Raw genomic sequence first — 19,004 nt, 5'->3', positions numbered from 1 at the left:
GGCCTCGCCCGGCCGCGACCTGGGGTTACGGCCCCATGTAGGACCCGGTCCAGGTGCCGGATGCGCCGGGGCGCGACCAAGTGCCGGAAAAGGCCGTGCCACCATCCATCAGGGTAAGCTGGAACTGACCTTGCAACCCGTTCCAGGTGTAGGTTCCTGTCAGCATGTTGCCCGAGACGGTCCCGACAAGGCTCCCACTGCCGCCGTAGCTGCCGCTGACCTGATTGCCCATGCGCGTCAGGATCATGCCGCCCTGGTTCGTCGACCAAGTGCCGGCAAAGCCGTTGTCTGGTGTCGGCTGAACCGGGCTGCCCGGCATTGGTGCCGGGGTCGGTGAGATACCCCCCTGTCCGCCACCGGCCTGCGGCGCGCCGCTTGCGGCTGTGAAGGTTTCGAGGTTCAGGGTCGCGGGGCAGGGCGTCGGACCGTAGGTGCCGACCCAGACATCCACGCGACCCTCCAGTGCCGTGGGTGGCGTGAGAGAGATCAGCGGGTCGAAATTGCCATGACCGTCATCATTGAAGTGCCACAGCCCGTCGGGTGTCCTTACAAGCATGGTCGAGTCGCAGGAGGCGTCCGCCGTCAGGTCGAGCCGGTACCCCTGCATCCCCGACAGGTAGAAGCTGTAGTTCGGGGCCGGGTTGGCATAGCCGCGTGTTCCTGGAATGCCGCAGGAGCCCAGAGGTGTCGTGCCCGAGGCCTGCACCGGAAGGCTTTGGCGCGACCAGAGCTGCCCGCCGGTATAGGCGACGGTCTGCCCGACAAGGCCGGGGTTGGGGCATCCCACGGCGGCGCCAGCGCCACTACCTCCCATGGGCACGTCGCCGGCTTCGTCCGCGACCCCGGGCGCACGGCCCGTCCGGAAGGTGATCGTCGCGGGGCAAGTGCCACCGCCATAGGTGCCGACCCACACATCGACGCGACCGTTCATGCGCCAGGGCTCGGTCAAGGTGATGCTCGGCATCAGGGAGCCGCCGGAATCGTCGTCGAATACCCAGCCGCCGTCCGGTGTATGCAGCAGGATCGTTGAGTCACAGTCCGACTGAACGTCGATGTCCAGCGCATAGCCGTCCATCATGGTCAGATACATCGACATGGTCGCCACGTCTGCGGCATATCCTCGGGCGCCCGGGATGCCACAAGCCGACAGGTCGCTGCCGCCTGTCGCTGTGGTGGTGAACGCCTGACCGGAATACAGATCGCCGCCGGCGTAGTTGAAACCCGGGCCGGGGTAGGCGGCTGTCGGGCAGGCCGACGCCGCCGTCCCAGCGAACATGGTCGCACCAAGCGCCGCGGCGGTCAGTGCGAATGACGGAAAACGCATCATCATTCCCCAATGAAATTGTTGCGATGGTAAATTGTAGCGATGGCAATCACCCGTTGCCTTTGACCTGTATCAATCCTTCGAAGTGGATTGGTGTCGGGCGCGCGATTGTCAGGCCGTTCCACCGGGCATTCCCCAAGTGGCGTTCCGCCCGTGGTCGAGACGTTCTTCAAGGCCATCAAGTCGGAGTTGATCTGGCCGGTCGTCATCCCGCCAAGGACACGATCACGACGCCTGATTGGTTCCGGTTCCGGCATACCGAAACCAGCTCCGCTAACAAAAGTTGGTATTCGGTTCTCTTCCATGAGCTTGTCCACGGGTGCGCATCCACCTGACCCATCACTGGAGCTGCATGACTGTGGCGATGATGTGATCCGCGATTGCGCGTTGGAGTGCGCGATCTCCAGCCCGATACGTTGATCTTCCACGGTGGTTCGGGGTACACTCGCGCCCGCAGCGAATTTCCGCTATTCGCCAATCGCAAAAAATGCTGCGCCGGACAGCAAGGTCCAAGTAGGGCTCGAAGCCGCCGTTCGCTGCATGTTGCATCAACGTCTGCTTGCCGGTCCTTCGCGGCCATCAGTCCTCGCAGCGGCATGCTCTCAAGCTAGCGAAGCCCTTGGCGAGTTGCGTGGGGCACCGGCAAGTGTCGCAGTAAATTCATTGTGAGCTCGCCATCGCTCTGGTAAGTCATCCGCAGCATCAAGAGCGGGGCTTCGGCCCCCACCAACCTGCCCAACCCGGCAAGGTGGTCGTCCTTCGGGAGATGTGGCCGATCCGGCAAAAAACGGGTGCAGCCTCATCCAGATCGTGACCGCCACGCCCTCTGAAGGAGGATGCAAATGCTGTCGCGACGAGATTTTCTGCGGGGCGCCTCGGCGCTCGCCCTGACGCCACAGGTGGAGCGCATTCTGGAACACCACCTGCGCCACGAGGCGCCATTGCTCGTGCCGCCGCCAACGGCCAAACGCGTCATCTACATGCATCGCGACCCCGACCACCCGGGTTTCCGGATCGTGACCGACGCCCTGCCGTTCCCGCGGCGGCTGGTGAAGTTCGACGTCATCGAAGAGGCGTTGGGTGAGGGCAGCTTCCGCAAACTGACCCAGCGGGATCACTGGAGACTGATTGACGAGGGCCGATTCTCCCGCGACGACACCTTCCAGCCATCTGTCGCAGATGGCTACTATCCAGTCTGGGCGGCCAACTATTCTCCGGACAGCGAGGCTGTCTGGTTACTGGAGGCGCTAGGCCTCGGTCCGGACGGGACCGAGCCCGAAGGCCGAGGTCTTGCCTTCCGGAACTGCGAGGATGATTTCGGCGCCATGCCGGCTGTCTATTGCGAAACGCCCGAGGCCGTCAGTTTGCTGCAGGTCGCCCTCAACGAGAAATCCGCCGGCATAGAGGTTCGGTTCGAAGAGCGAACGTTTCCGGAGGTGTCGTGGGACCAGTTGCTCAGAACCGGTGGAAATCTAGCGGGGCTCTAGTCGTTTTTCTGTTGCGGCGAGCTTGGCCTGGGGCACATAAAGCACTCGCAAAAGGGTGGTTTATTGGGTGGGTCAAAAATCCCGAGACCCTATAACACATTGAAGTATAATAAATTTTCAGCGAGTGATGGTGCCGCAGGGGAGGATTGAACTCCCGACCTCACCCTTACCAAGGGTGCGCTCTACCACTGAGCTACTGCGGCCCTCGCGCGGTGTGGGCGGTGGATTAGACGCAATCGCCATATGACGCAAGCGCAATCTGGACGCTTCCGGCGGTGCAAGGTAAGAGGGCCTCCATGGTCGGCAGGAGTGACCCCGAAACGCCGAAACGGGCCGGGCAACAGGCACCGGAAACGGCCGTGAAGCAGCCCGCGAAAACGGGCCGCGAGGCGCGGCTGAAGGCAGCGCTGAAGGCCAACATGGCCAAGCGCAAGGCGCAGGCGAGAAAACGGGCGGAGACGGGCGGCACCGGGGACTGAGCCCCGGATGGACCCGGCCTGCAAGAGGCGAGGGTGGAGCGATGGACAGGATCGTGGTGACGGGCAACGGACCGCTGTCGGGGCAGATCCCGATCGCGGGAGCGAAGAACGCGTGTCTTACGCTCATGCCCGCGACATTGCTCAGCGACGAGCCACTGACGCTGACGAACGCGCCGAGGCTGTCGGACATCCGCACGATGACCACGCTTCTGCAATCGCTCGGCGCCGAGGTCTCGGCGCTGAACGACGGGCGGGTGCTGGCGCTGTCCTCGCACGGGCTCGACAACCACACCGCCGATTACGACATCGTTCGCAAGATGCGCGCCTCGATCCTCGTGCTTGGGCCGATGCTGGCGCGCGAGGGGCATGCGGTCGTCTCGCTGCCCGGGGGCTGCGCCATCGGCGCGCGGCCCGTGGACCTGCATCTCAAGGCGCTCGAGGCGATGGGCGCGGAGCTTGACCTGCGCGAGGGCTATGTCCATGCCCGCGCGCCGTCGGGGCTGAAGGGGGCCATCGTCGACTTTCCCATGGTCTCGGTCGGGGCGACGGAAAACGCGCTGATGGCCGCGACTCTGGCGAAGGGGACGACGGTTCTGAAGAATGCGGCGCGCGAGCCCGAGATCGTCGACCTCGCGCGTTGCCTGCGGGCCATGGGGGCCGCGATCGAGGGCGAGGGGACCGGCGAGATCACGATCGAGGGGGTCGACCGCCTGCACGGCGCGACCCATCCCGTCGTGATCGACCGGATCGAGCTTGGCACCTACATGCTGGCGCCTGCCATCGCGGGCGGGTCCGTCGAGCTTCTGGGGGGGCAGATGTCGCTGATCGGCGCTTTTGTCGAGAAGCTGGAAGAGGCGGGCGTTTCGGTCAGCGAGACGCAGGCCGGCCTGCGGGTCGAGCGCAAGAATGGCCGCGTGAAGGCCGTGGACGTGGCCACCGCGCCCTTCCCCGGCTTCCCCACCGATCTCCAGGCGCAGATGATGGCGCTGCTGTGTTTCGCCGACGGGGTGAGCGTCCTGGAGGAGCGGATCTTCGAGAACCGGTTCATGCACGCGCCTGAACTGATGCGGATGGGCGCGCGCATCGACGTCCACGGCGGAACCGCGAAGGTCACGGGTGTCGAGACGCTGAAGGGTGCGCCGGTCATGGCGACCGACCTGCGTGCCTCGGTCAGCCTGATCCTCGCGGGCCTCGCCGCCAAGGGGGAGACCGTCGTCAACCGCGTCTATCACCTCGACCGCGGCTACGAGCGCGTGGAGGAGAAGCTTTCGGCCGTCGGCGCGAAGATCGAACGGGTGCAGGGCGATGACTGACGACGCGCGTTTCGAGGATGGTGCCGAGCGGCCCGTGACCCTGCGGGCGCTCGATGCCGACGATCTAAAGGTGATCGCTGCCCTGACGCAGGATGCGGTCTTTCCCGCCAGCGAGATGACGTGGGACGCGCGGCGGAGGCGCTTCGCGGTCCTCCTGAACCGCTTTCGCTGGGAGGATGGCGGGGGGCGCCGCCGGCCCGAGCGGGTTCGCGCGGTGCTGACGGTCGAGGATGCGCTGGGCGTATCGAGCCAGGGCGTGGAACGCGGCGATCCGGACACCGTCCTGTCGCTTCTGACGCTCGACTGGACGCCGGGCCCGGACGGGACGGGGCGGATCACGCTGGTTCTTGCCGGAGACGGCGCCGTTGCGGTGGACGTCGAGGCGCTTGAGGTCACGCTGACCGACGTGACGCGGCCCTACGAGGCCCCCTCGGGGCGCGCGCCGAAACACCCCGAGTGATCGCGGCGGATCCTCCGGGCCACGATCGACGCGGCCCGGGGACTTCTGGTCATTCCTGAATGGCTTCCAGGTGCTGCGCGAGCGCGAGAATGCGGCCGCGCACAATCAGCTCGGCGCCGTATTCGCCCGCCTCGGGCGTCGCCTCGATCTGGTAGCGCTGCCCCCAGACCGGCATCTGGCTTCCGTGGCCGCGCACGCCCGTGCGTCCGTCGATGATGCTGATGACGTGGTACATCGGGAACTCGCCGTCGTTGGCGATGCTGATCTGCGTGAGATCGGGCACTTCGACCGTCATGTATTCGGCCAGCGGTCCGTCGCCATGCCCGGCCAGGCCGTGGCAACTGGCGCAGGCTTGGATGTATTCCTCGAGCCCTGCACTCGATTGGGCGAACGCCGCCGTCGCAGAAATTCCGAGCGCCGCCACCGATGCAATCAGTGTGAGTTTGGTCATGGTTCCCTTCCTTTGTGCAGCCTGATGCAAACCACGCGCGCCCACCCGGTCCCGAGGCACATGCGGTCAGGTTACACTAATGGGCCTGGCAATTATTTCGTTTGATATGAGTCAATGTGCAGCCGTCGGAGCGCGCTTTTTGGCCGCTTCACCCCCGGCGGCAGAACCGGTAGAGGGAACCGGCACGACGAACGGGGAAAAGATGCCGGTATTCCTGGATACGAATGACGCGGGCTTCGAGGGATGTTTCGCGGCGCTTCTGGAGATGAAGCGCGAGGAAGCGCCCGAGGTCGACGACGCGGTCGCCTCGATCATCGCCGACGTGCGCGCCCGGGGCGATGCCGCCGTGATCGAGCTGACGGAGCGGTTCGACCGTCTGCGGCTGACGCCCGAAACGATGGCCTTCACGGCGGACGAGATCGACGCGGCCATCGTCACCGTGCCCGATGACGAACGCGCGGCCCTTGAACTCGCGGCCGAGCGCATCCGCGCCTACCACGTCCGCCAGCGGCCCGAGGATGCGCGCTGGACCGATCCCGAGGGGGCGACGCTGGGCTGGCGCTGGACACCGGTGTCGGCGGCGGGGCTCTACGTGCCGGGGGGCCTCGCCTCCTACCCGTCGAGCGTTCTGATGAACGCGATTCCCGCGCAGGTGGCCGGGGTGGAGCGGCTGGTGATCTGCGCGCCGACGCCCGACGGGGTGGCCAATCCGCTTGTCCTGCTGGCCGCGCGGCTTTCGGGGGTCGAGAAGGTCTATCGCATCGGTGGTGCGCAGGCGGTGGCGGCGATGGCCTATGGCACCGCAACCATCGCGCCCGTCGACAAGATCACCGGCCCGGGCAACGCCTATGTCGCGGCGGCGAAGCGGCGGGTCTTCGGCAAGGTGGGCATCGACATGATCGCAGGGCCCTCCGAGATCCTCGTGATCGCGGATGCCGACAACGACCCCGACTGGATCGCCATCGATCTGTTGAGCCAGGCCGAGCACGACCAGAGCGCGCAGTCCATCCTGATCACCGACGACGTTGCCTTCGGCAAGGCGGTGGCCGAGGCGGTGGACCGGCGCCTTCTGACCCTGGAGCGGCGCGAGATCGCGGGGCCCTCCTGGCGCGACTATGGCGCCATCGTCACGGTGCGCGATCTCGACGAGGCGGCGGCGCTTTCCGACCGGATCGCGCCCGAGCACCTGGAGCTTTGCGTCGCAGACCCCGAGGCCCTGCTGGCGAAGATCACCCACGCGGGCGCCGTCTTTCTCGGCCAGTGGACGCCCGAGGCGATCGGCGACTACATCGGCGGGCCGAACCACGTCCTGCCGACCGCCCGGTCGGCGCGGTTCTCCTCCGGTCTCTCCGTGCTCGACTTCATGAAGCGCACCACTCTGGCGCAGATGACCCCTGCGGCCTTGCGCGCCATAGGCCCGGCGGCCGAAACGCTGGCACGATCCGAAAGCCTCGAGGCACATGGCGCATCGGTCCGCGCAAGGCTCGACCGCTTGAACCGTTAGCGCGCTTGAGGCATGCCCTTGCCTGGGGAGACGTGATGACAATGCATATCTGCCAGATCGATATCGACACCAGCGGCATGCCCGCACCCACGCCCGAGATCGAGCAGGAGCGGAAGGTGGCGGTCTTCGACCTCCTGGAGGAGAACTCCTTCGTGCTGCCCGCCCGCGAGGGGCGCGAGGTGCCCGAAGGTCCCTATCGCCTGACGCTCGCGATCCGGGAAAAGCGGCTGGTCTTCGACGTGGATACCGAGGACGGGCGCGAGGCCGCGGAATTCCACCTCTCGCTCAGCCCGTTCCGGCAGGTGGTCAAGGATTACTGGCAGATCTGCGAAAGCTATTACGACGCCGTGAAACGCCTGCCACCCAGCCAGATCGAGGCGATCGACATGGCCCGGCGCGGCATCCACAACGAGGGCGCGCGCATCCTGGAGGAACGTCTCGAAGGCAAGGCCGAGGTCGACATGGACACCGCCCGGCGGCTCTTCACCCTGATCTGCGTCCTGCATTTCGGGGGCTGAGCGGGGCCGTGGCCACGGACTTCCCCCAGTCGGTGCTCTTCTGTTGCGACCATAACGCGACGCGTTCTCCCATGGCGGAAGGGCTGATGAAGAAGTTCTACGGCCACCGCGCCTACGTGCAGTCGGCCGGCGTGAAGGGCGAGCTCGACATCGACGGTTTCGCAGTGGCGGTCTGCGCCGAACTGGGCGTGGAACTGGAGCGGCACCGCGTGCGGAGCTTCGACGAGATGCAGCAATGGGGCGACGATATCTCGGGCTTCGACCTGATCGTGGCGCTGAGCCCGGCGAGCCAGCGGCGCGCGCTCGACATGACGCGGCATTTCCATACCGACGTGGAATACTGGCCGATCCTCGACCCCACGGGGCTGGGCGAGACGCGGGAGGCGAAGCTCTCCGCCTACCGGCAGGCGCGCGACCAGATCGTGAGCCGGATGATCGACCGCTTCGGCCCGCCGACCCATGAAACGGGAGACTTGCCATGAGCGAGGCGATGGATGCGACCCGCGCGCTGGTGGCGCGCTATTACGCGGCGTTCAACGAGGGGGACGTCGCGGGCATGCTCGACTGCCTGTCCGACGACGTGGCCCACCACGTGAACGAGGGCGCGGTGCGCAGGGGCAAGGAGGCCTTCGCGGCATTCTGCGCGCACATGTCCGACTGCTACCGCGAGGAACTGACGGACATCGTCGTGATGGCGAGCCCCGACGGCACCCGCGCCGCGGCCGAATTCACGGTGAACGGCACCTACCTTTCCACCGACGCGGGGCTGCCGGAGGCACGGGGGCAAACCTATGTCCTGCCGGCGGGCGGGTTCTTCACCGTCGCGGATGGGCGGATCGCGCGCGTCGTCACCTACTACAACCTCGCCGACTGGGTGCGGCAGGTCTCGGCATGAGCCTGGAATTCCGGGACTTCACGGGGCCGGATATCGCCGAGGTCGTCGACGGCCTCGCCCGACTGCGGATCACCGTCTTCCGGGACTGGCCCTACCTCTACGAGGGCGATTTCGACTACGAGCGGAGCTATCTCGCGCGCTATGCGAAGGGCGACAGCATCGTGGTGGGCGCCTACGACGGCGCGGAAATGGTCGGGGCGGCGACGGGAATGCCGCTCGGCGACCATGCCGACGACTTCCGCGCGGCCTTCGACGGGACGGGGATCGACTTCGGCGATGTCTTCTACTGCGCGGAATCCGTGCTCCTTCCGGGATACCGGGGGCAGGGGGCGGGGCATGCCTTTTTCGACCGTCGCGAGGCCCATGCCCGCCGCCTGGGCTATAGCCGCGTCGCGTTCTGTGGCGTGGTGCGCCCCGCCGATCATCCGGCGCGGCCCGAGGGGTATCGCCCTCTCGACGGCTTCTGGGGCGCGCGCGGGTATGAAAGGCTCGACGGTGTCGTCGCCGAATTCTCCTGGCGCGACATCGGCGACGAAGGTCAGACCGCCAAGCCCCTGCAATTCTGGATGAGGACGCTGTGAGGATCGCCGCCGCCGCTTATCCGCTGAGTTTCCTTCGGGACTGGGACGCCTATGCGGCCAAGGTGACCGAGTGGGTCGACGCCGCTGTGGGGCAAGGGGCGGAGCTTCTCGTCTTCCCGGAGTACGGGCGCATGGAACTGGCCACGCTCGACGGGGCGGAGGCGGCGGCCGATCTCGAGGCGAGCCTGCATGCCGCCGCGCGCTGGACGGCGGAGGCCGACGCGCTGACCGAGCGGCTGGCCCGTGCGCGGGGCGTCCACATTCTCGCACCGTCCGGTCCGGTTTTCGACGCGGCCTTCGGCGCGCGCCCCGTGAACCGCGCGGCCTTCTTCGGACCCGAGGGCCCCCACGGCCACCAGGACAAGCAGGTGATGACACGCTTCGAGCGCGAGCGCTGGGACGTGGTGCCGGGCGGGCCGCTCAGGGTCTTCGACACCGCGCTCGGCCGGGTCGGGGTCCTGATCTGCTATGATGCGGAGTTTCCGCTTCTGGGCCGCGCGCTTGTCGAGGCCGGGGCCGAGATCCTCCTGGTCCCTTCCTGCACCGATGCGGTCTCGGGGTACTGGCGCGTGCGGGTCGGCGCCATGGCCCGCGCCCTCGAAGGGCAATGCGTCGTGGTGCATGCGCCCACCGTCGGCGATGCCGCGTGGTCGCCCGCCGTCGACGAGAACGCGGGCGCCGCCGCGGTCTACGGGCCGCCCGACCTCGGTTTTCCGGCAACGGGTGTCCTCGCCGAGCGGGCGTTGAACGATCCCGGCTGGGCAGTGGCCGAGATCGATCCCGGCGCCGTGGCGCGGGTACGCCGCACAGGGGCCGTGTTCAACCATGCCCACTGGCCCGAAAGCGCCGCACGCGCCACCCTTTCGGGTGCAAAGGCAGATTTGCCTTGAAAATCTGGCGAACCGGGCGCATTTAGCGCCCACTTGCGCGAAGGGGACCATCCGGCCCCCTTGGTGCGCCAAGCAAGGAGTGACCATGGCCAAGGAAGAAATGCTCGAATTTCCTGGTGTCGTTAAGGAACTCCTGCCGAACGCGACATTCCGGGTCGAGCTTGAAAACGGCCATGAGATCATCGCGCACACGGCAGGAAAGATGCGGAAGAACCGCATCCGCGTTCTGGCAGGCGACCGGGTTCAGGTGGAAATGACGCCCTACGACCTGACCAAGGGGCGCATCAACTACCGCTTCAAGTAGGGCGAAGACGTGTCTTCGCCCCGTGCGGGTAGGCGTGACGCCGCAGGCGGCGCGCGGCCCGGCACCCGGGCGCCGTTCCGGGCAATGAAATGACCTCGCACATGCAACCGCCCCCGCGGCTCATCCTCGGCTCCGGCAGCCCGAGGCGGCTGGAGCTTCTGGCCGTGCTGGGCGTGGTGCCCGACGCGGTCCTGCCGCCCGACATCGACGAGACGCCCCGCAAGGGCGAGGTGCCGCGCCCCTACTGCGCGCGCATCGCGGCCGAGAAGGTCGCGGCCGTGGCGGCCGGGCCGGACGACGTGGTGCTCTGCGCCGACACGACCGTCGCGATGGGCCGTCGCATCCTCGGAAAACCGGAAGACGCGGGCGAGGCCGAGGCATTCCTGCGCGCGCTCTCCGGTCGGCGGCACCGCGTCTTCACGGCCGTTGCCGTGCGCCGGGGCGGGCGGACATGGGAGCGGGTGGTGGAAAGCCGTGTGCGGATGAAACGCCTGTCCGAAGCCGAGATCGCAGGCTACCTCGCGACCGGCGACTGGCAAGGCAAGGCCGGGGGTTATTCGATCCAGGGGCCGGCGGGGGCCTTCATCCCGTGGATCTCGGGCAGCCACTCGGCCATCGTGGGCCTCCCGCTGGCCGAGACGGCGGCGCTGCTCCATTCCGCGGGATGGCCCGTCTGGAGGACTGCATGAAGGGGCGCGTGATATTGCTCGACCAGGTCGGGGGCCGCAAGGCCGCGGCGCTGATGGTCGACGGGCGGCTGATGGATCTTTTGATCGACCCCGAGGGGGACGCGGCCCTGCCGGGCGCCATATACCGTGCCGTTGCCGACCGGCCGATGAAGGGGCAGGGCGGCCTGACCGTCAGCCTCGGCGGCGGCGCGAAGGGCTACCTCCGGCAGGCGAAGGGAATCGCGCCCGGGGCCACGATGATCGTGCAGGTCTCGGGCACCGCCGAGCCGGGCAAGGCCGTGCCGGTCACGCCGAGGCCCCTGTTCAAGAGCCGCTATGCCATCGTCACGCCGGACGCGCCGGGCCTGAACATCTCGCGCCGCATCCGCGACGAGGCCGAGCGCGACCGCCTTCTCGAAGTGGCGCACGAGGCCATGGAGGGCGCGGCCGAGGGCCACGGCCTGATCCTGCGGAGCGCCGCGGAAGCCGTCGACGCCGACGCGCTGGCGGCGGACATCGCCGCGATGCGCGATCTTGCGGCGGCGGTGATGGCCGATGCCGCGGGCGGGCCGGAACTGCTGCTCGATGCCGCCGACGCGCATCATCTCGCCTGGCGGGACTGGGCCGAACCCGACCCGGACGAGGTGATCGACGCGGAAGGCTCTTTCCACGACCATGGTGTGCTGGAGGCGGTCGACGCGGTGCTGTCGCCCGAGGTGCCCCTGTCGGGCGGCGCGCGCGCCTTCATCGAACCCACGCGCGCGCTCGTCGCCGTCGACGTCAACACCGGCGCCGACACCTCGCTCGCGGCCGGGCTGAAGGCGAACCTCGCACTCGCGAAGGACCTGCCGCGGCAGTTGCGGCTCAGGGGGCTGGGCGGGCAGATCGTGCTCGACCTCGCGCCGATGCCGAAGAAGGACCGCAAGGGCGTGGAGCAGACCCTGACACGTGCCTTCCGCCAGGACGGGGCCGAGGTGGTGCTGGCCGGCTGGACGCCGCTGGGGCACTTCGAGATCCAGAAGAAGCGCGACCGCCTTCCGCTCTCGCAGTCCTGGCCGCGCGACTAGCGCAGCATCGCAAGCAGATCGGGCGAGGCGACACCGGTCACCGGCAGACCCCGCGCGCGCTGGAAATCGCGGATCGCGGCCTCCGTCCTCCGCCCGAAGACCCCGTCGGGCGTGCCCGTGTCGTAGCCCGCCGCGGTCAGTCGCCGCTGCAACTCGCGCCGCTGGTCCTGCGTCAGCCCCGTCTCGTCCGGCCCGAAGGAACGGGAGAGCGGCCCGCCGCCACCCAGCCGCGTCGCCATGTAGCCGATCCCGATGCCGTAATTCGTGGAGGGGTTGTAGCGCAGGATCACGTCGAAGTTGCGGTAGAGGAACCATGCCGGCCCCCGCGCCCCGCCTGGCGCATGGATCGCCGCCGGCCCGTGGTCGGGCAGGGCGCCGCCCGAGGCGAGCCGCACGCCCGCCGCCCGCCACTCCCCCACCGACCGGCGGTTGTCGCGCCCCGTGGGCCCCGTGAAGCCCTCGGGCAGGTGAACCTCGAACCCCCAGGGCCGTCCGCCCTGCCAGCCGTGCCGCACGAGGTAGTTGGCGGTCGAGGCGAGCCCGTCGGTCGGATCGTCGCTCCAGATATCCCGCCGCCCGTCGCCGCGGAAATCGACCGCGTACTCCTGGTAGACGGTCGGCATCAGCTGCGTGTGCCCCATCGCGCCGGCCCAGGACCCCGTCATCCGGTCGGGCGTGGTATCGCGCGTCTGCACGATGCGCAGCGCGGCCAGAAGCTGCGCCTCGAAGAACCGCCCGCGTCGCCCCTCCCAGGCCAGCGTCGAGGTGGCCGAGATCACGGGGATCTGGCCCAGCCGCGTGCCGAAGCGCGTCTCGACGCCCCAGATGGCGGCCAGCACGTCGCCCGAGACGCCTGTCGCGGCCTCGATATCGGCCAGAGTGCCGCGAACCGGCGCCGTGCGCGACCGCCCAAGGCTCACATCCTCGTCCGAAGCCACGAGCGCGAGGTAGTCCTCGGTCGTGCGCCGGAACTCCGTCTGGTTGCGGTCCCGCTCGATCACGCCGGGCAGGAAACCCTGCCCCTCGAAGCCGCGCGCGAAGCTGTCGGCGGTGATGCCGGCATCGAGCGCGCGCGTCCGGAAGGCCGCGACCCAGGCGTCATAGTCGGCATTGGCCTGCGGCCGGAACTCGGGCCCCAGCGCGTCCGGCGCGCCGGCGCCCGGGCCGCCCGGGATCGGCATGCAGGCCTGTGCCGCGCCCGCGGCGGCGAGGATCAGCGCGGTCCTGCGCGAGATGGCCATGACGCGTCTCCCTTGCTTCGATCGGGTTGACTATAGCGTGAAGGGCGCGCGGGGGCAGGGCCTTCGGGCGATCGGCGGCGTCACCGGCGGGCTTTCGCGGGGGTTGCCTCGCCCGGGCCGCTCGTGCAGCTTCGCGACACGTCCGAAATGGCGAGAGAAGACCCGATGTCCTGCCCGATCTGCTCCAAACCGGCGACGAAAAAGTACCGCCCCTTCTGCTCGCGGCGATGTGCCGACGTGGACCTCGCGCGGTGGCTGAACGGCAGCTACGCGGTGCCCTCCGAGGATCCCGAGGACGCAGAGGAAGCGGCATCGGCGCTCGAGGAAATCCGCTCGCGCCCGCATTGAGCGAGCGCGGCTGGCAAAAGTGCCGAAGCCCTATGGACAGCCCGCCGCGAAGGCCCTAGAACGCCGCAAATCGACCCCCGGCCGCGTCAACGGCCGACCCAAGTGCCCGGGTAGCTCAGGGGTAGAGCAGTGGATTGAAAATCCTCGTGTCGGTGGTTCGATTCCGCCCCCGGGCACCACTTCAGCTTCCAAGGCCAACGCGTTGTGCCCCCCCCGGAGGCAGTCCGTTTGCTTCTTGGCATCGCCCTTCGCCCGCTTCATGCTCTGGCCATGGCCTTCGGCGTCTTTATGCACCGCTCGGACTCGATCTACGACGATGTTCCGTCGGAGCGTTACCAGTTCCCCAAGCAGTATCTCTCGCGCGTCCGGCAGTGCGAGGGCGACTGGATCGTCTATCTCGAGCCGTCGAAGGTGAGGGAGACGCGCGGCTACTTCGCGGTGGCGAAGGTTCAGGAGGTCGTGCCTGATCCGCGCGAAAGGGACATGTTCATCGCCGTGATCGCTCCGGGGACATACCTCGACTTCGGCGAGCCGGTGCCGTTCCGGGACGGCGGCGACGTGGTCGAGCGGGGCGTCCTCAACGATGTGGGCGCCATTTCAGGCCGGGCGCAGGCGGCGGTGCGGATTCTCTCGCCCGCGGACTTCGCGCGGATCGTCGAGCGGGGCCTGGGCGGCGAGGACGCGGTTTTGCCGCGCGTCGGGGATCCCGCATCGCCGGGTGGCTTCGCCGATGCGCCAGCACCGTTCGAGCACCTGTCGACGGGCGAGCGGATCCGCCAGCTTGCGAGCCGCGCCGTGAGGGACCGCAACTTCCGCAAGTCGGTGCTGCGCGTCTATGGCGAGCGCTGCGCGATCACGGGGCTCAGGCTCATCAACGGCGGCGGGCGTGCCGAGGTCGAGGCCGCGCACATCAAGCCGGTAGAGGCCGGTGGCCCCGACATCGTCAGCAACGGGATCGCGCTTTCTGGCACGGCGCACTGGATGTTCGATCGAGGGCTCGTGGGGCTGGACGACGACCTTGGCGTCCTGGTCTCGCGGCAGGCGAACGACGCGGGTGCGATCCGGTCGATGATCAACCCCTCGGGGAGGTTGCTCGTGCCCCGGCGCCCCTCCGAGCAACCGAGGTCCGAGTTCGTTGCTTGGCATCGGGCGAACTGCTTCAAGCACTAGTTGTGGTGAGACATCCGCAACGCGCGAAGGCGGATCTGGGTGACAAGACGGGAAGGGGTGCCGTAGCTCCCCTTCAATCCGTGCCCAGTGCCGCTCTCACCACTCGAACTCGGAACCGGTCATATGCCGATCTGAACCCGGCAAGCCTTACGTCTGCGGGTTGCTGGCGGCAAATCCAAGAGTGAACATCTTCGCCTGATGACTCGTGCGGATTATTCCGCCGTGGACATTCCCATGCGCGTGAGGACGCGTCGTTCGATGAGGACGACAGCTTGATAGAAAACGACGGATAGCAGCACCGAGACCGCTGCAACCGTCCAGATCATGCCGTAGTCGAGATAGCCACGCGACTGGTTGAGCAAATTGCCGAGCCCGCGTCCTGTGGCCAGCCATTCCGCGATCATGACGCCCAGAAGCGCGCGCGGCACCGTCAGGCGCGTCGCGGCGAACAGGTACGGCAGGGAGGCCGGGATCGTCACCATGCGCAGTTCGGTCCACCGGCTGCCACCATAGGCCCGGGGGAGTTCTTCGGCGCTGCGAGGGACCAGTGCGATGCCCTGCGCCAGGGTAACGAAGGCCGGGAAAAACGTGACCGAGATCGTGACCCAGAGGGTTAACGACGGCCCTCGCCCGAGAATGAGCACCAGAAGCGGCGTTAGCGCGACGAGTGGCATCGTCTGGGTGATCAGCGCGACCGGCATGAAAGCTTCGATTGCGCGCGGGAAAAGCTTGGAGGAGATCGCGAGGAGGAAGGCGAAGGCGAGGCCTGCCAGCATGCCTGCGAATGTGATTGGCAAAGTCTCGGCCAGCGCGGCGAGGAGGCGGGCCTGTGCCGTCTCGGCCGTGCGGGACAGGAAGAGGTAATCTACGACGCCCCAGGGCGTCTTGGCGATGAGATCGGGGACGCCCGTCAGCCAGATGAAGGCCCACCAAAACAGAAACGGAAGCGCCACGGCGCCGAGTGTGAGGAAAAGCCGGAACGCGGGCGTTCCGCCTACCTTGGTTACCTCGGGGATCGCACTGTTGAGCGTGACCGCACGGGTTGCTCCGACGATCCGCCGCGACAGAAGCGCAAAGACGCCGTAGCTCAGCCCTGCGATGAGCGTTGCCACCAGCCCGATGCTCCAGAGGCGGTCCGGCTCTCCTCTTCCAAGCGAGCCGAGCAGATAGGCACCGAGCCCCCAGCGTCCGCCACCACCGAACTCTGCGAGGATGGCGCCGAGGACTGCGTTCGGGGCCGCGATCCTGAGGCCCGAGAGGATAGACGGCATCGCGCCGCGGAAGAGCACCAGGCGCAGTTCGTCCCGGCGGGAGCCGCCATAGCCGCGGATGAGGTCTGTTGCCCGGCTGTCGGCCTGGCTGAGGCCGATGACCGTTGCGGTCATGGTGACGAAGTAAACGCCAAGCGCCGCGAGCGCGATCCGAGGCGCCATTCCCGAGAGCGTCAGGACGAGTATCGGTGCGATGGCGATGGGCGGAAGCGCGAAGATCGCGATATTCACGCCGCGGAACAGCCGCAGCGTGGCAGGGGAGAGCGCAAAGACGATGCCCGCGGCAATGGCCACCATATTGCCGATGAGGAAACCCGCGCCCGAGGCCGCGAGTGTCGCCCAGATGTGCCGAGGGTAGTCTGCGCGGTCCTCCCAAAGACGAAAAAGGATCTCGGTGAAGCCGGGCAGCGCTCCTCCTGCCACGAGATCAAGTCGGCCGACGATCTCCCAGACCGCGAGGATGATCACCGCGTTGCGAAGCCCGCGGAGGGGAAGCCGCGTGTCAGCCGCCATGCAGCGCCTCGGCGATCCTGTCGCAGGTCTGGTGGAAGGTCGCGTCGGAGAAGAGAGCCGGCTGCCGCGGCCGGTCGAACGGGATGTCGATCACCTCCACGATCCTGCCGGGATGGGCGTGCATGACGACCACGCGGTCCGCGAGGAATACGGCCTCGTCGATACCGTGCGTGACAAGAAGCGCGGTCGAGCCGCTCTCGGCCCAGATTCGCTGCAGTTCCAAGTTCATCTGGCGACGAAGAATCTGGTCGAGCGCGCCGAAGGGTTCGTCCATGAAAAGGACCTGCGGATGGGTGGCGAGGGCGCGGGCTATGGCGACGCGCTGCCGCATTCCGCCCGAAAGCTCGCCCGGAAGCGCGTTTTCGAAACCCTTGAGCCCGACCAGCTCGATCAGGTGCTCGACATGTTCGGAAGAGGTTGCAAGCGGCCTGCGCAGCACCTCGAGCGGAACCTCGACATTGCGCCGGACGCTGCGCCACGGCAGCAGGGCAGCGTCCTGGAAGGCAATGCCTGTCAGTCCGTCGCGTGCTGCCTGCAGTGGCGTCTTGCCCGCAATGCTGACCGTTCCCTTGTCAGGCTGTTCAAGCCCCATGGCGATCCGCATTGCGGTTGACTTGCCGCAGCCCGAGGGCCCGATGATCGCCGTGAAAGACCCCTGCGGGCAGGTCAGGGTGACGTCGCGAAGCGCTTCGACCACCCTGCCACGCCCGGTGAAGGTCTTGCACACCCCGGAGAGGGCGATCCCGTCCGGGGCGTCCATCAGATCTCCTCGAGCAGCGTCGTGTCGAACATCTCGCGGTTTCCGACGATGCCCACCTGTCCGAGGGCGCTGAGGTTCGCCTCAATGTCTTCCTCGCTCATTGCGAAATAGCCTGCAGGGTTTTGCATCAGAGGCATCTGCGCGTTGTTGAAGAAGATCTCGTTCTCGATCGTGCGGCCCGTGCCCGCGAACCACGTATCTGCCCAGCGAGGCGGCCAGAGGTTCGGGTCTTCGAAGTTGGCCTCCCAGCCGCGACGCGAAGCACGGAGCCACGCAACGAGGAGGTCCCGCTTCTCGGCCAGCACCTCCTCGGTCACGACGACCGTGTCGTTGTAGATCGTGAAACCATAGTCGTAGAGCAGGAAGGACACCGCCTCCACGCCTTGCTGGCTGATGGTGTAGGGAACGTTGGTCGTGAAATCGAGGCTTGCGTCGATCTCGCCCTGGATGAGCGGCGTTGGATCATAGGCATACGGAACGATGTTCACGGCGTTCGGATCGATCCCGTTGATCTGAAGCATCGCATTGACCGATATGACGTTGACCGGCGGCACGGCGAGCGTCTTTCCAACGAGGTCCTGCGGCGTCAGGATCGGGTTCGACGCAAGCGATACGATGCCGATCGGGTTCTTCTGATACTGCGCCCCGATGATCTTGAACGGCGCGCCCTGTTCCACGATGGCGCGGATCGTCGTGTCGGGTGTCGTGAGCGCGAGGTCCGCGCGGCCTGCGATGATCGTGCTTTCGGGGATCACGTCGGGCCCACCCGAAAGGTAGGTCAGGTCGAGACCCTCGTCGGAATAGTAACCCTCGTCGATACCGATGAAATAGCCTGCGAACTCGGCATCATTGATCCACGCGGCCTGCATGGTGAAAGGTGTCGATGCATGCGCGGGGCGCCAAGGCATGGCTGCCGCCGCGCCAAGGGCGGCGGTGGTTCCGAGAAAGCGGCGGCGGTTCAGTCTGATACTCATGGGAGGTATCCTTTCCGTTGGCTGGGTCAGGCAAGGCCCTGCAGGCGCTGAAGTTCCTGAAGCGGGGGCGTTTCGGCGATCTGCCGGGGTTCGAGGAGTGGCCATTTGACGCCGCGAGGACGCTTCGCCCGTCGTTCAACGACATGAGTGCGGGTCGGCGTGAAGATGCGGTCCACAAGGATATCCGTCTCGGACGGCTGGAGCTGCTCTTCGACAAGTTGCACGTCATGCACGACGGCATGGACGGGCGTCGTCTCGTCCACGAGGCCGAGATCGGTGAACATCCCCCATTCGAGGTCGAAAAAGCCGTGCCCCTTGCCGAAGCGCACGCCATTGACCGACACCGCAGAGGCCCCCGTGACGAGGTAATCGAAACGCCCTTTCAGGGCGATCTCCTCCAGCGTGATCGGTTCACCGAAGTATTCCATTCCGTCGAGCCACGAGGCGTAGAGCGCGGCCCCGTCCGGCACCTTTGCCGGATCGAGGAACAGAAAGCCGCGGTAGATGCCGTAGGTCGACATCACGAAAGGCTTGCCGGCCTCGATCATCCGGCGGCGCAGGTCGGCGAGGCAGTTGTCGGGGGTGATGAAGGCGAAGGTCGTGGCGGCATAGGCGGGGTCGGCGACAAGCCGGTCCGTCGCGGCCTCGGAGCCTTCGAAGTCCGGGATCACTTCGGCGAAGTTCAGGTGGAACCGGGTATCCGGCCTCGCCACGTCCTTCAGCTTCGTCCATATCTTCTCGCGGATAACCCTGGAGGTCGACATCTTGCCCATTCACTCTGTTTCA

The 19,004-nt window shown here is 67.2% G+C and carries 23 protein-coding genes, 2 tRNA genes and 1 riboswitch; of the genes, 16 read left to right on the top strand and 9 right to left on the bottom strand.

All coding sequences use genetic code 11. The features are described from left to right. Positions 1–25 precede the first annotated feature (25 nt). Both N8I71_RS11605 and N8I71_RS11600 read right to left on the bottom strand, forming a co-directional pair. Entirely contained in the window at positions 26–1,330 is a 1,305-nt protein-coding gene (locus N8I71_RS11605) for a hypothetical protein (RefSeq protein WP_262878144.1), read from the bottom strand. Next, the gene (locus N8I71_RS11600) at positions 1,327–1,641 is read right to left on the bottom strand and encodes a hypothetical protein (RefSeq protein ID WP_262878143.1); all 315 of its coding nucleotides are present in this window, start codon (positions 1,639–1,641) and stop codon (positions 1,327–1,329) included. Before N8I71_RS11600 ends, N8I71_RS11605 begins: the two co-directional genes overlap by 4 nt. A 377-nt stretch (positions 1,642–2,018) precedes the next feature. After that, positions 2,019–2,122: riboswitch (SAM-I-IV-variant riboswitch) on the top strand. 44 nt (positions 2,123–2,166) lie between these two features. On the opposite strand from N8I71_RS11600, the gene N8I71_RS11595 reads away from it, so the two are divergent. Then, positions 2,167–2,811 carry a hypothetical protein gene (locus tag N8I71_RS11595; RefSeq protein WP_262878142.1) on the top strand — a complete coding sequence of 215 codons (645 nt, stop codon included), beginning with the start codon at positions 2,167–2,169 and terminating at the stop codon, positions 2,809–2,811. A gap of 128 nt (positions 2,812–2,939) precedes the next feature. On the opposite strand, the gene N8I71_RS11590 is transcribed toward N8I71_RS11595, so the two are convergent. Beyond that, positions 2,940–3,014 (bottom strand) — tRNA-Thr (locus N8I71_RS11590). Between the two features lie 93 nt (positions 3,015–3,107). Between N8I71_RS11590 and N8I71_RS11585 the strand changes: the two genes are divergently transcribed. The 3 genes from N8I71_RS11585 to N8I71_RS11575 are packed head-to-tail and all read left to right on the top strand — an operon-like array spanning position 3,108 to position 5,063. Next, entirely contained in the window at positions 3,108–3,290 is a 183-nt protein-coding gene (locus N8I71_RS11585; RefSeq protein WP_262878141.1) for a hypothetical protein, read from the top strand. Between the two features lie 41 nt (positions 3,291–3,331). After that, positions 3,332–4,603, top strand: a complete 1,272-nt coding sequence (murA, locus tag N8I71_RS11580) for a UDP-N-acetylglucosamine 1-carboxyvinyltransferase (protein WP_262878140.1) — start codon at positions 3,332–3,334, stop codon at positions 4,601–4,603. Continuing rightward, positions 4,596–5,063, top strand: coding sequence for a DUF2948 family protein (locus tag N8I71_RS11575; RefSeq protein WP_262878139.1), 468 nt, complete (start codon positions 4,596–4,598; stop codon positions 5,061–5,063). Before murA ends, N8I71_RS11575 begins: the two co-directional genes overlap by 8 nt. A 49-nt stretch (positions 5,064–5,112) precedes the next feature. Here the strand turns inward: N8I71_RS11575 and N8I71_RS11570 are convergent, their stop codons facing one another. Continuing rightward, entirely contained in the window at positions 5,113–5,514 is a 402-nt protein-coding gene (locus N8I71_RS11570) for a c-type cytochrome (RefSeq protein ID WP_262878138.1), read from the bottom strand. Between the two features lie 202 nt (positions 5,515–5,716). Here N8I71_RS11570 and hisD point away from each other — a divergent pair, with 202 nt between their 5' ends. From hisD to N8I71_RS11525, 9 genes are all read left to right on the top strand, one after another. Continuing rightward, on the top strand, positions 5,717–7,018 hold the full coding sequence (hisD, locus tag N8I71_RS11565) for a histidinol dehydrogenase (RefSeq protein WP_262878137.1): 1,302 nt from the start codon (positions 5,717–5,719) through the stop codon (positions 7,016–7,018). Between the two features lie 35 nt (positions 7,019–7,053). Beyond that, positions 7,054–7,536, top strand: coding sequence for a UPF0262 family protein (locus N8I71_RS11560; RefSeq protein WP_262878136.1), 483 nt, complete (start codon positions 7,054–7,056; stop codon positions 7,534–7,536). Positions 7,537–7,544: 8 nt separating this feature from the next. Continuing rightward, positions 7,545–8,018, top strand: coding sequence for an arsenate-mycothiol transferase ArsC (locus N8I71_RS11555; RefSeq protein WP_262878135.1), 474 nt, complete (start codon positions 7,545–7,547; stop codon positions 8,016–8,018). Beyond that, on the top strand, positions 8,015–8,431 hold the full coding sequence (locus tag N8I71_RS11550; protein WP_262878134.1) for a ketosteroid isomerase-related protein: 417 nt from the start codon (positions 8,015–8,017) through the stop codon (positions 8,429–8,431). Before N8I71_RS11555 ends, N8I71_RS11550 begins: the two co-directional genes overlap by 4 nt. Continuing rightward, positions 8,428–9,012 (top strand): GNAT family N-acetyltransferase, encoded by a 585-nt coding sequence (locus N8I71_RS11545; RefSeq protein WP_262878133.1) that lies wholly within the window; start codon positions 8,428–8,430, stop codon positions 9,010–9,012. The genes N8I71_RS11550 and N8I71_RS11545 overlap by 4 nt, the downstream gene beginning before the upstream one ends. Then, on the top strand, positions 9,009–9,902 hold the full coding sequence (locus tag N8I71_RS11540; RefSeq protein WP_262878132.1) for a carbon-nitrogen hydrolase family protein: 894 nt from the start codon (positions 9,009–9,011) through the stop codon (positions 9,900–9,902). The genes N8I71_RS11545 and N8I71_RS11540 overlap by 4 nt, the downstream gene beginning before the upstream one ends. 85 nt (positions 9,903–9,987) lie before the next feature. Further along, a complete protein-coding gene (gene infA / locus N8I71_RS11535; protein ID WP_037209844.1) occupies positions 9,988–10,206 on the top strand; it encodes a translation initiation factor IF-1 in 219 nt (72 codons plus the stop codon). 101 nt (positions 10,207–10,307) lie between these two features. Beyond that, positions 10,308–10,895, top strand: a complete 588-nt coding sequence (locus N8I71_RS11530) for a Maf family protein (protein WP_262878131.1) — start codon at positions 10,308–10,310, stop codon at positions 10,893–10,895. Continuing rightward, the gene (locus N8I71_RS11525; protein WP_262878151.1) at positions 10,892–11,941 is read left to right on the top strand and encodes a ribonuclease E/G; all 1,050 of its coding nucleotides are present in this window, start codon (positions 10,892–10,894) and stop codon (positions 11,939–11,941) included. Before N8I71_RS11530 ends, N8I71_RS11525 begins: the two co-directional genes overlap by 4 nt. Here the strand turns inward: N8I71_RS11525 and N8I71_RS11520 are convergent. Beyond that, positions 11,938–13,182, bottom strand: a complete 1,245-nt coding sequence (locus tag N8I71_RS11520) for a lytic murein transglycosylase (RefSeq protein ID WP_262878130.1) — start codon at positions 13,180–13,182, stop codon at positions 11,938–11,940. The two genes, N8I71_RS11525 and N8I71_RS11520, sit on opposite strands and share 4 nt — an antisense overlap. Before the next feature lie 165 nt (positions 13,183–13,347). On the opposite strand from N8I71_RS11520, the gene N8I71_RS11515 reads away from it, so the two are divergent. The 3 genes from N8I71_RS11515 to N8I71_RS11505 all read left to right on the top strand — a co-directional run bounded on the left by N8I71_RS11515 (position 13,348) and on the right by N8I71_RS11505 (position 14,700). Continuing rightward, positions 13,348–13,530, top strand: coding sequence for a DNA gyrase inhibitor YacG (locus tag N8I71_RS11515; protein ID WP_262878150.1), 183 nt, complete (start codon positions 13,348–13,350; stop codon positions 13,528–13,530). A 104-nt stretch (positions 13,531–13,634) separates the two neighbouring features. Then, positions 13,635–13,709: transfer RNA gene (locus tag N8I71_RS11510), tRNA-Phe, on the top strand. Positions 13,710–13,800: 91 nt separating this feature from the next. Further along, on the top strand, positions 13,801–14,700 hold the full coding sequence (locus N8I71_RS11505; protein ID WP_262878129.1) for an HNH endonuclease: 900 nt from the start codon (positions 13,801–13,803) through the stop codon (positions 14,698–14,700). Between the two features lie 212 nt (positions 14,701–14,912). Here the strand turns inward: N8I71_RS11505 and N8I71_RS11500 are convergent, their stop codons facing one another. Genes N8I71_RS11500 through N8I71_RS11485 form a run of 4 tightly spaced genes read right to left on the bottom strand, consistent with a single transcriptional unit; the run spans position 14,913 to position 18,982 of the window. Further along, positions 14,913–16,484 (bottom strand): ABC transporter permease, encoded by a 1,572-nt coding sequence (locus N8I71_RS11500; protein WP_262878128.1) that lies wholly within the window; start codon positions 16,482–16,484, stop codon positions 14,913–14,915. Further along, positions 16,474–17,244, bottom strand: a complete 771-nt coding sequence (locus N8I71_RS11495; RefSeq protein ID WP_262878127.1) for an ABC transporter ATP-binding protein — start codon at positions 17,242–17,244, stop codon at positions 16,474–16,476. The genes N8I71_RS11500 and N8I71_RS11495 overlap by 11 nt, the downstream gene beginning before the upstream one ends. Next, on the bottom strand, positions 17,244–18,218 hold the full coding sequence (locus N8I71_RS11490; RefSeq protein ID WP_262878126.1) for an ABC transporter substrate-binding protein: 975 nt from the start codon (positions 18,216–18,218) through the stop codon (positions 17,244–17,246). The genes N8I71_RS11495 and N8I71_RS11490 overlap by 1 nt, the downstream gene beginning before the upstream one ends. Positions 18,219–18,244: 26 nt before the next feature. Continuing rightward, positions 18,245–18,982, bottom strand: a complete 738-nt coding sequence (locus tag N8I71_RS11485; protein ID WP_262878125.1) for a 5-formyltetrahydrofolate cyclo-ligase — start codon at positions 18,980–18,982, stop codon at positions 18,245–18,247. Between the last annotated feature and the right edge of the window lie 22 nt (positions 18,983–19,004).

This window comes from Roseicyclus sediminis (assembly GCF_025515305.1).
Classification (GTDB): domain Bacteria; phylum Pseudomonadota; class Alphaproteobacteria; order Rhodobacterales; family Rhodobacteraceae; genus Roseibacterium; species Roseibacterium sediminis.
This window is presented reverse-complemented; position numbering and strand designations above follow the sequence as displayed.

What these genes read in the sequence shown, in the direction of transcription:
- N8I71_RS11545 (WP_262878133.1), top strand. Translation starts at nt 8,428, where the DNA reads ATGAGCCTGGAATTCCGGGACTTCACGGGGCCGGATATCGCCGAGGTC.
- N8I71_RS11495 (WP_262878127.1), bottom strand. Translation starts at nt 17,244, where the DNA reads ATGGACGCCCCGGACGGGATCGCCCTCTCCGGGGTGTGCAAGACCTTC.
- N8I71_RS11605 (WP_262878144.1), bottom strand. Translation starts at nt 1,330, where the DNA reads ATGATGATGCGTTTTCCGTCATTCGCACTGACCGCCGCGGCGCTTGGT.
- N8I71_RS11570 (WP_262878138.1), bottom strand. Translation starts at nt 5,514, where the DNA reads ATGACCAAACTCACACTGATTGCATCGGTGGCGGCGCTCGGAATTTCT.
- murA (WP_262878140.1), top strand. Translation starts at nt 3,332, where the DNA reads ATGGACAGGATCGTGGTGACGGGCAACGGACCGCTGTCGGGGCAGATC.
- N8I71_RS11550 (WP_262878134.1), top strand. Translation starts at nt 8,015, where the DNA reads ATGAGCGAGGCGATGGATGCGACCCGCGCGCTGGTGGCGCGCTATTAC.
- N8I71_RS11530 (WP_262878131.1), top strand. Translation starts at nt 10,308, where the DNA reads ATGCAACCGCCCCCGCGGCTCATCCTCGGCTCCGGCAGCCCGAGGCGG.
- N8I71_RS11585 (WP_262878141.1), top strand. Translation starts at nt 3,108, where the DNA reads ATGGTCGGCAGGAGTGACCCCGAAACGCCGAAACGGGCCGGGCAACAG.
- infA (WP_037209844.1), top strand. Translation starts at nt 9,988, where the DNA reads ATGGCCAAGGAAGAAATGCTCGAATTTCCTGGTGTCGTTAAGGAACTC.
- N8I71_RS11520 (WP_262878130.1), bottom strand. Translation starts at nt 13,182, where the DNA reads ATGGCCATCTCGCGCAGGACCGCGCTGATCCTCGCCGCCGCGGGCGCG.
- N8I71_RS11525 (WP_262878151.1), top strand. Translation starts at nt 10,892, where the DNA reads ATGAAGGGGCGCGTGATATTGCTCGACCAGGTCGGGGGCCGCAAGGCC.
- N8I71_RS11575 (WP_262878139.1), top strand. Translation starts at nt 4,596, where the DNA reads ATGACTGACGACGCGCGTTTCGAGGATGGTGCCGAGCGGCCCGTGACC.
- N8I71_RS11515 (WP_262878150.1), top strand. Translation starts at nt 13,348, where the DNA reads ATGTCCTGCCCGATCTGCTCCAAACCGGCGACGAAAAAGTACCGCCCC.
- N8I71_RS11505 (WP_262878129.1), top strand. Translation starts at nt 13,801, where the DNA reads ATGGCCTTCGGCGTCTTTATGCACCGCTCGGACTCGATCTACGACGAT.
- N8I71_RS11560 (WP_262878136.1), top strand. Translation starts at nt 7,054, where the DNA reads ATGACAATGCATATCTGCCAGATCGATATCGACACCAGCGGCATGCCC.
- N8I71_RS11485 (WP_262878125.1), bottom strand. Translation starts at nt 18,982, where the DNA reads ATGTCGACCTCCAGGGTTATCCGCGAGAAGATATGGACGAAGCTGAAG.
- N8I71_RS11500 (WP_262878128.1), bottom strand. Translation starts at nt 16,484, where the DNA reads ATGGCGGCTGACACGCGGCTTCCCCTCCGCGGGCTTCGCAACGCGGTG.
- N8I71_RS11490 (WP_262878126.1), bottom strand. Translation starts at nt 18,218, where the DNA reads ATGAGTATCAGACTGAACCGCCGCCGCTTTCTCGGAACCACCGCCGCC.
- N8I71_RS11595 (WP_262878142.1), top strand. Translation starts at nt 2,167, where the DNA reads ATGCTGTCGCGACGAGATTTTCTGCGGGGCGCCTCGGCGCTCGCCCTG.
- hisD (WP_262878137.1), top strand. Translation starts at nt 5,717, where the DNA reads ATGCCGGTATTCCTGGATACGAATGACGCGGGCTTCGAGGGATGTTTC.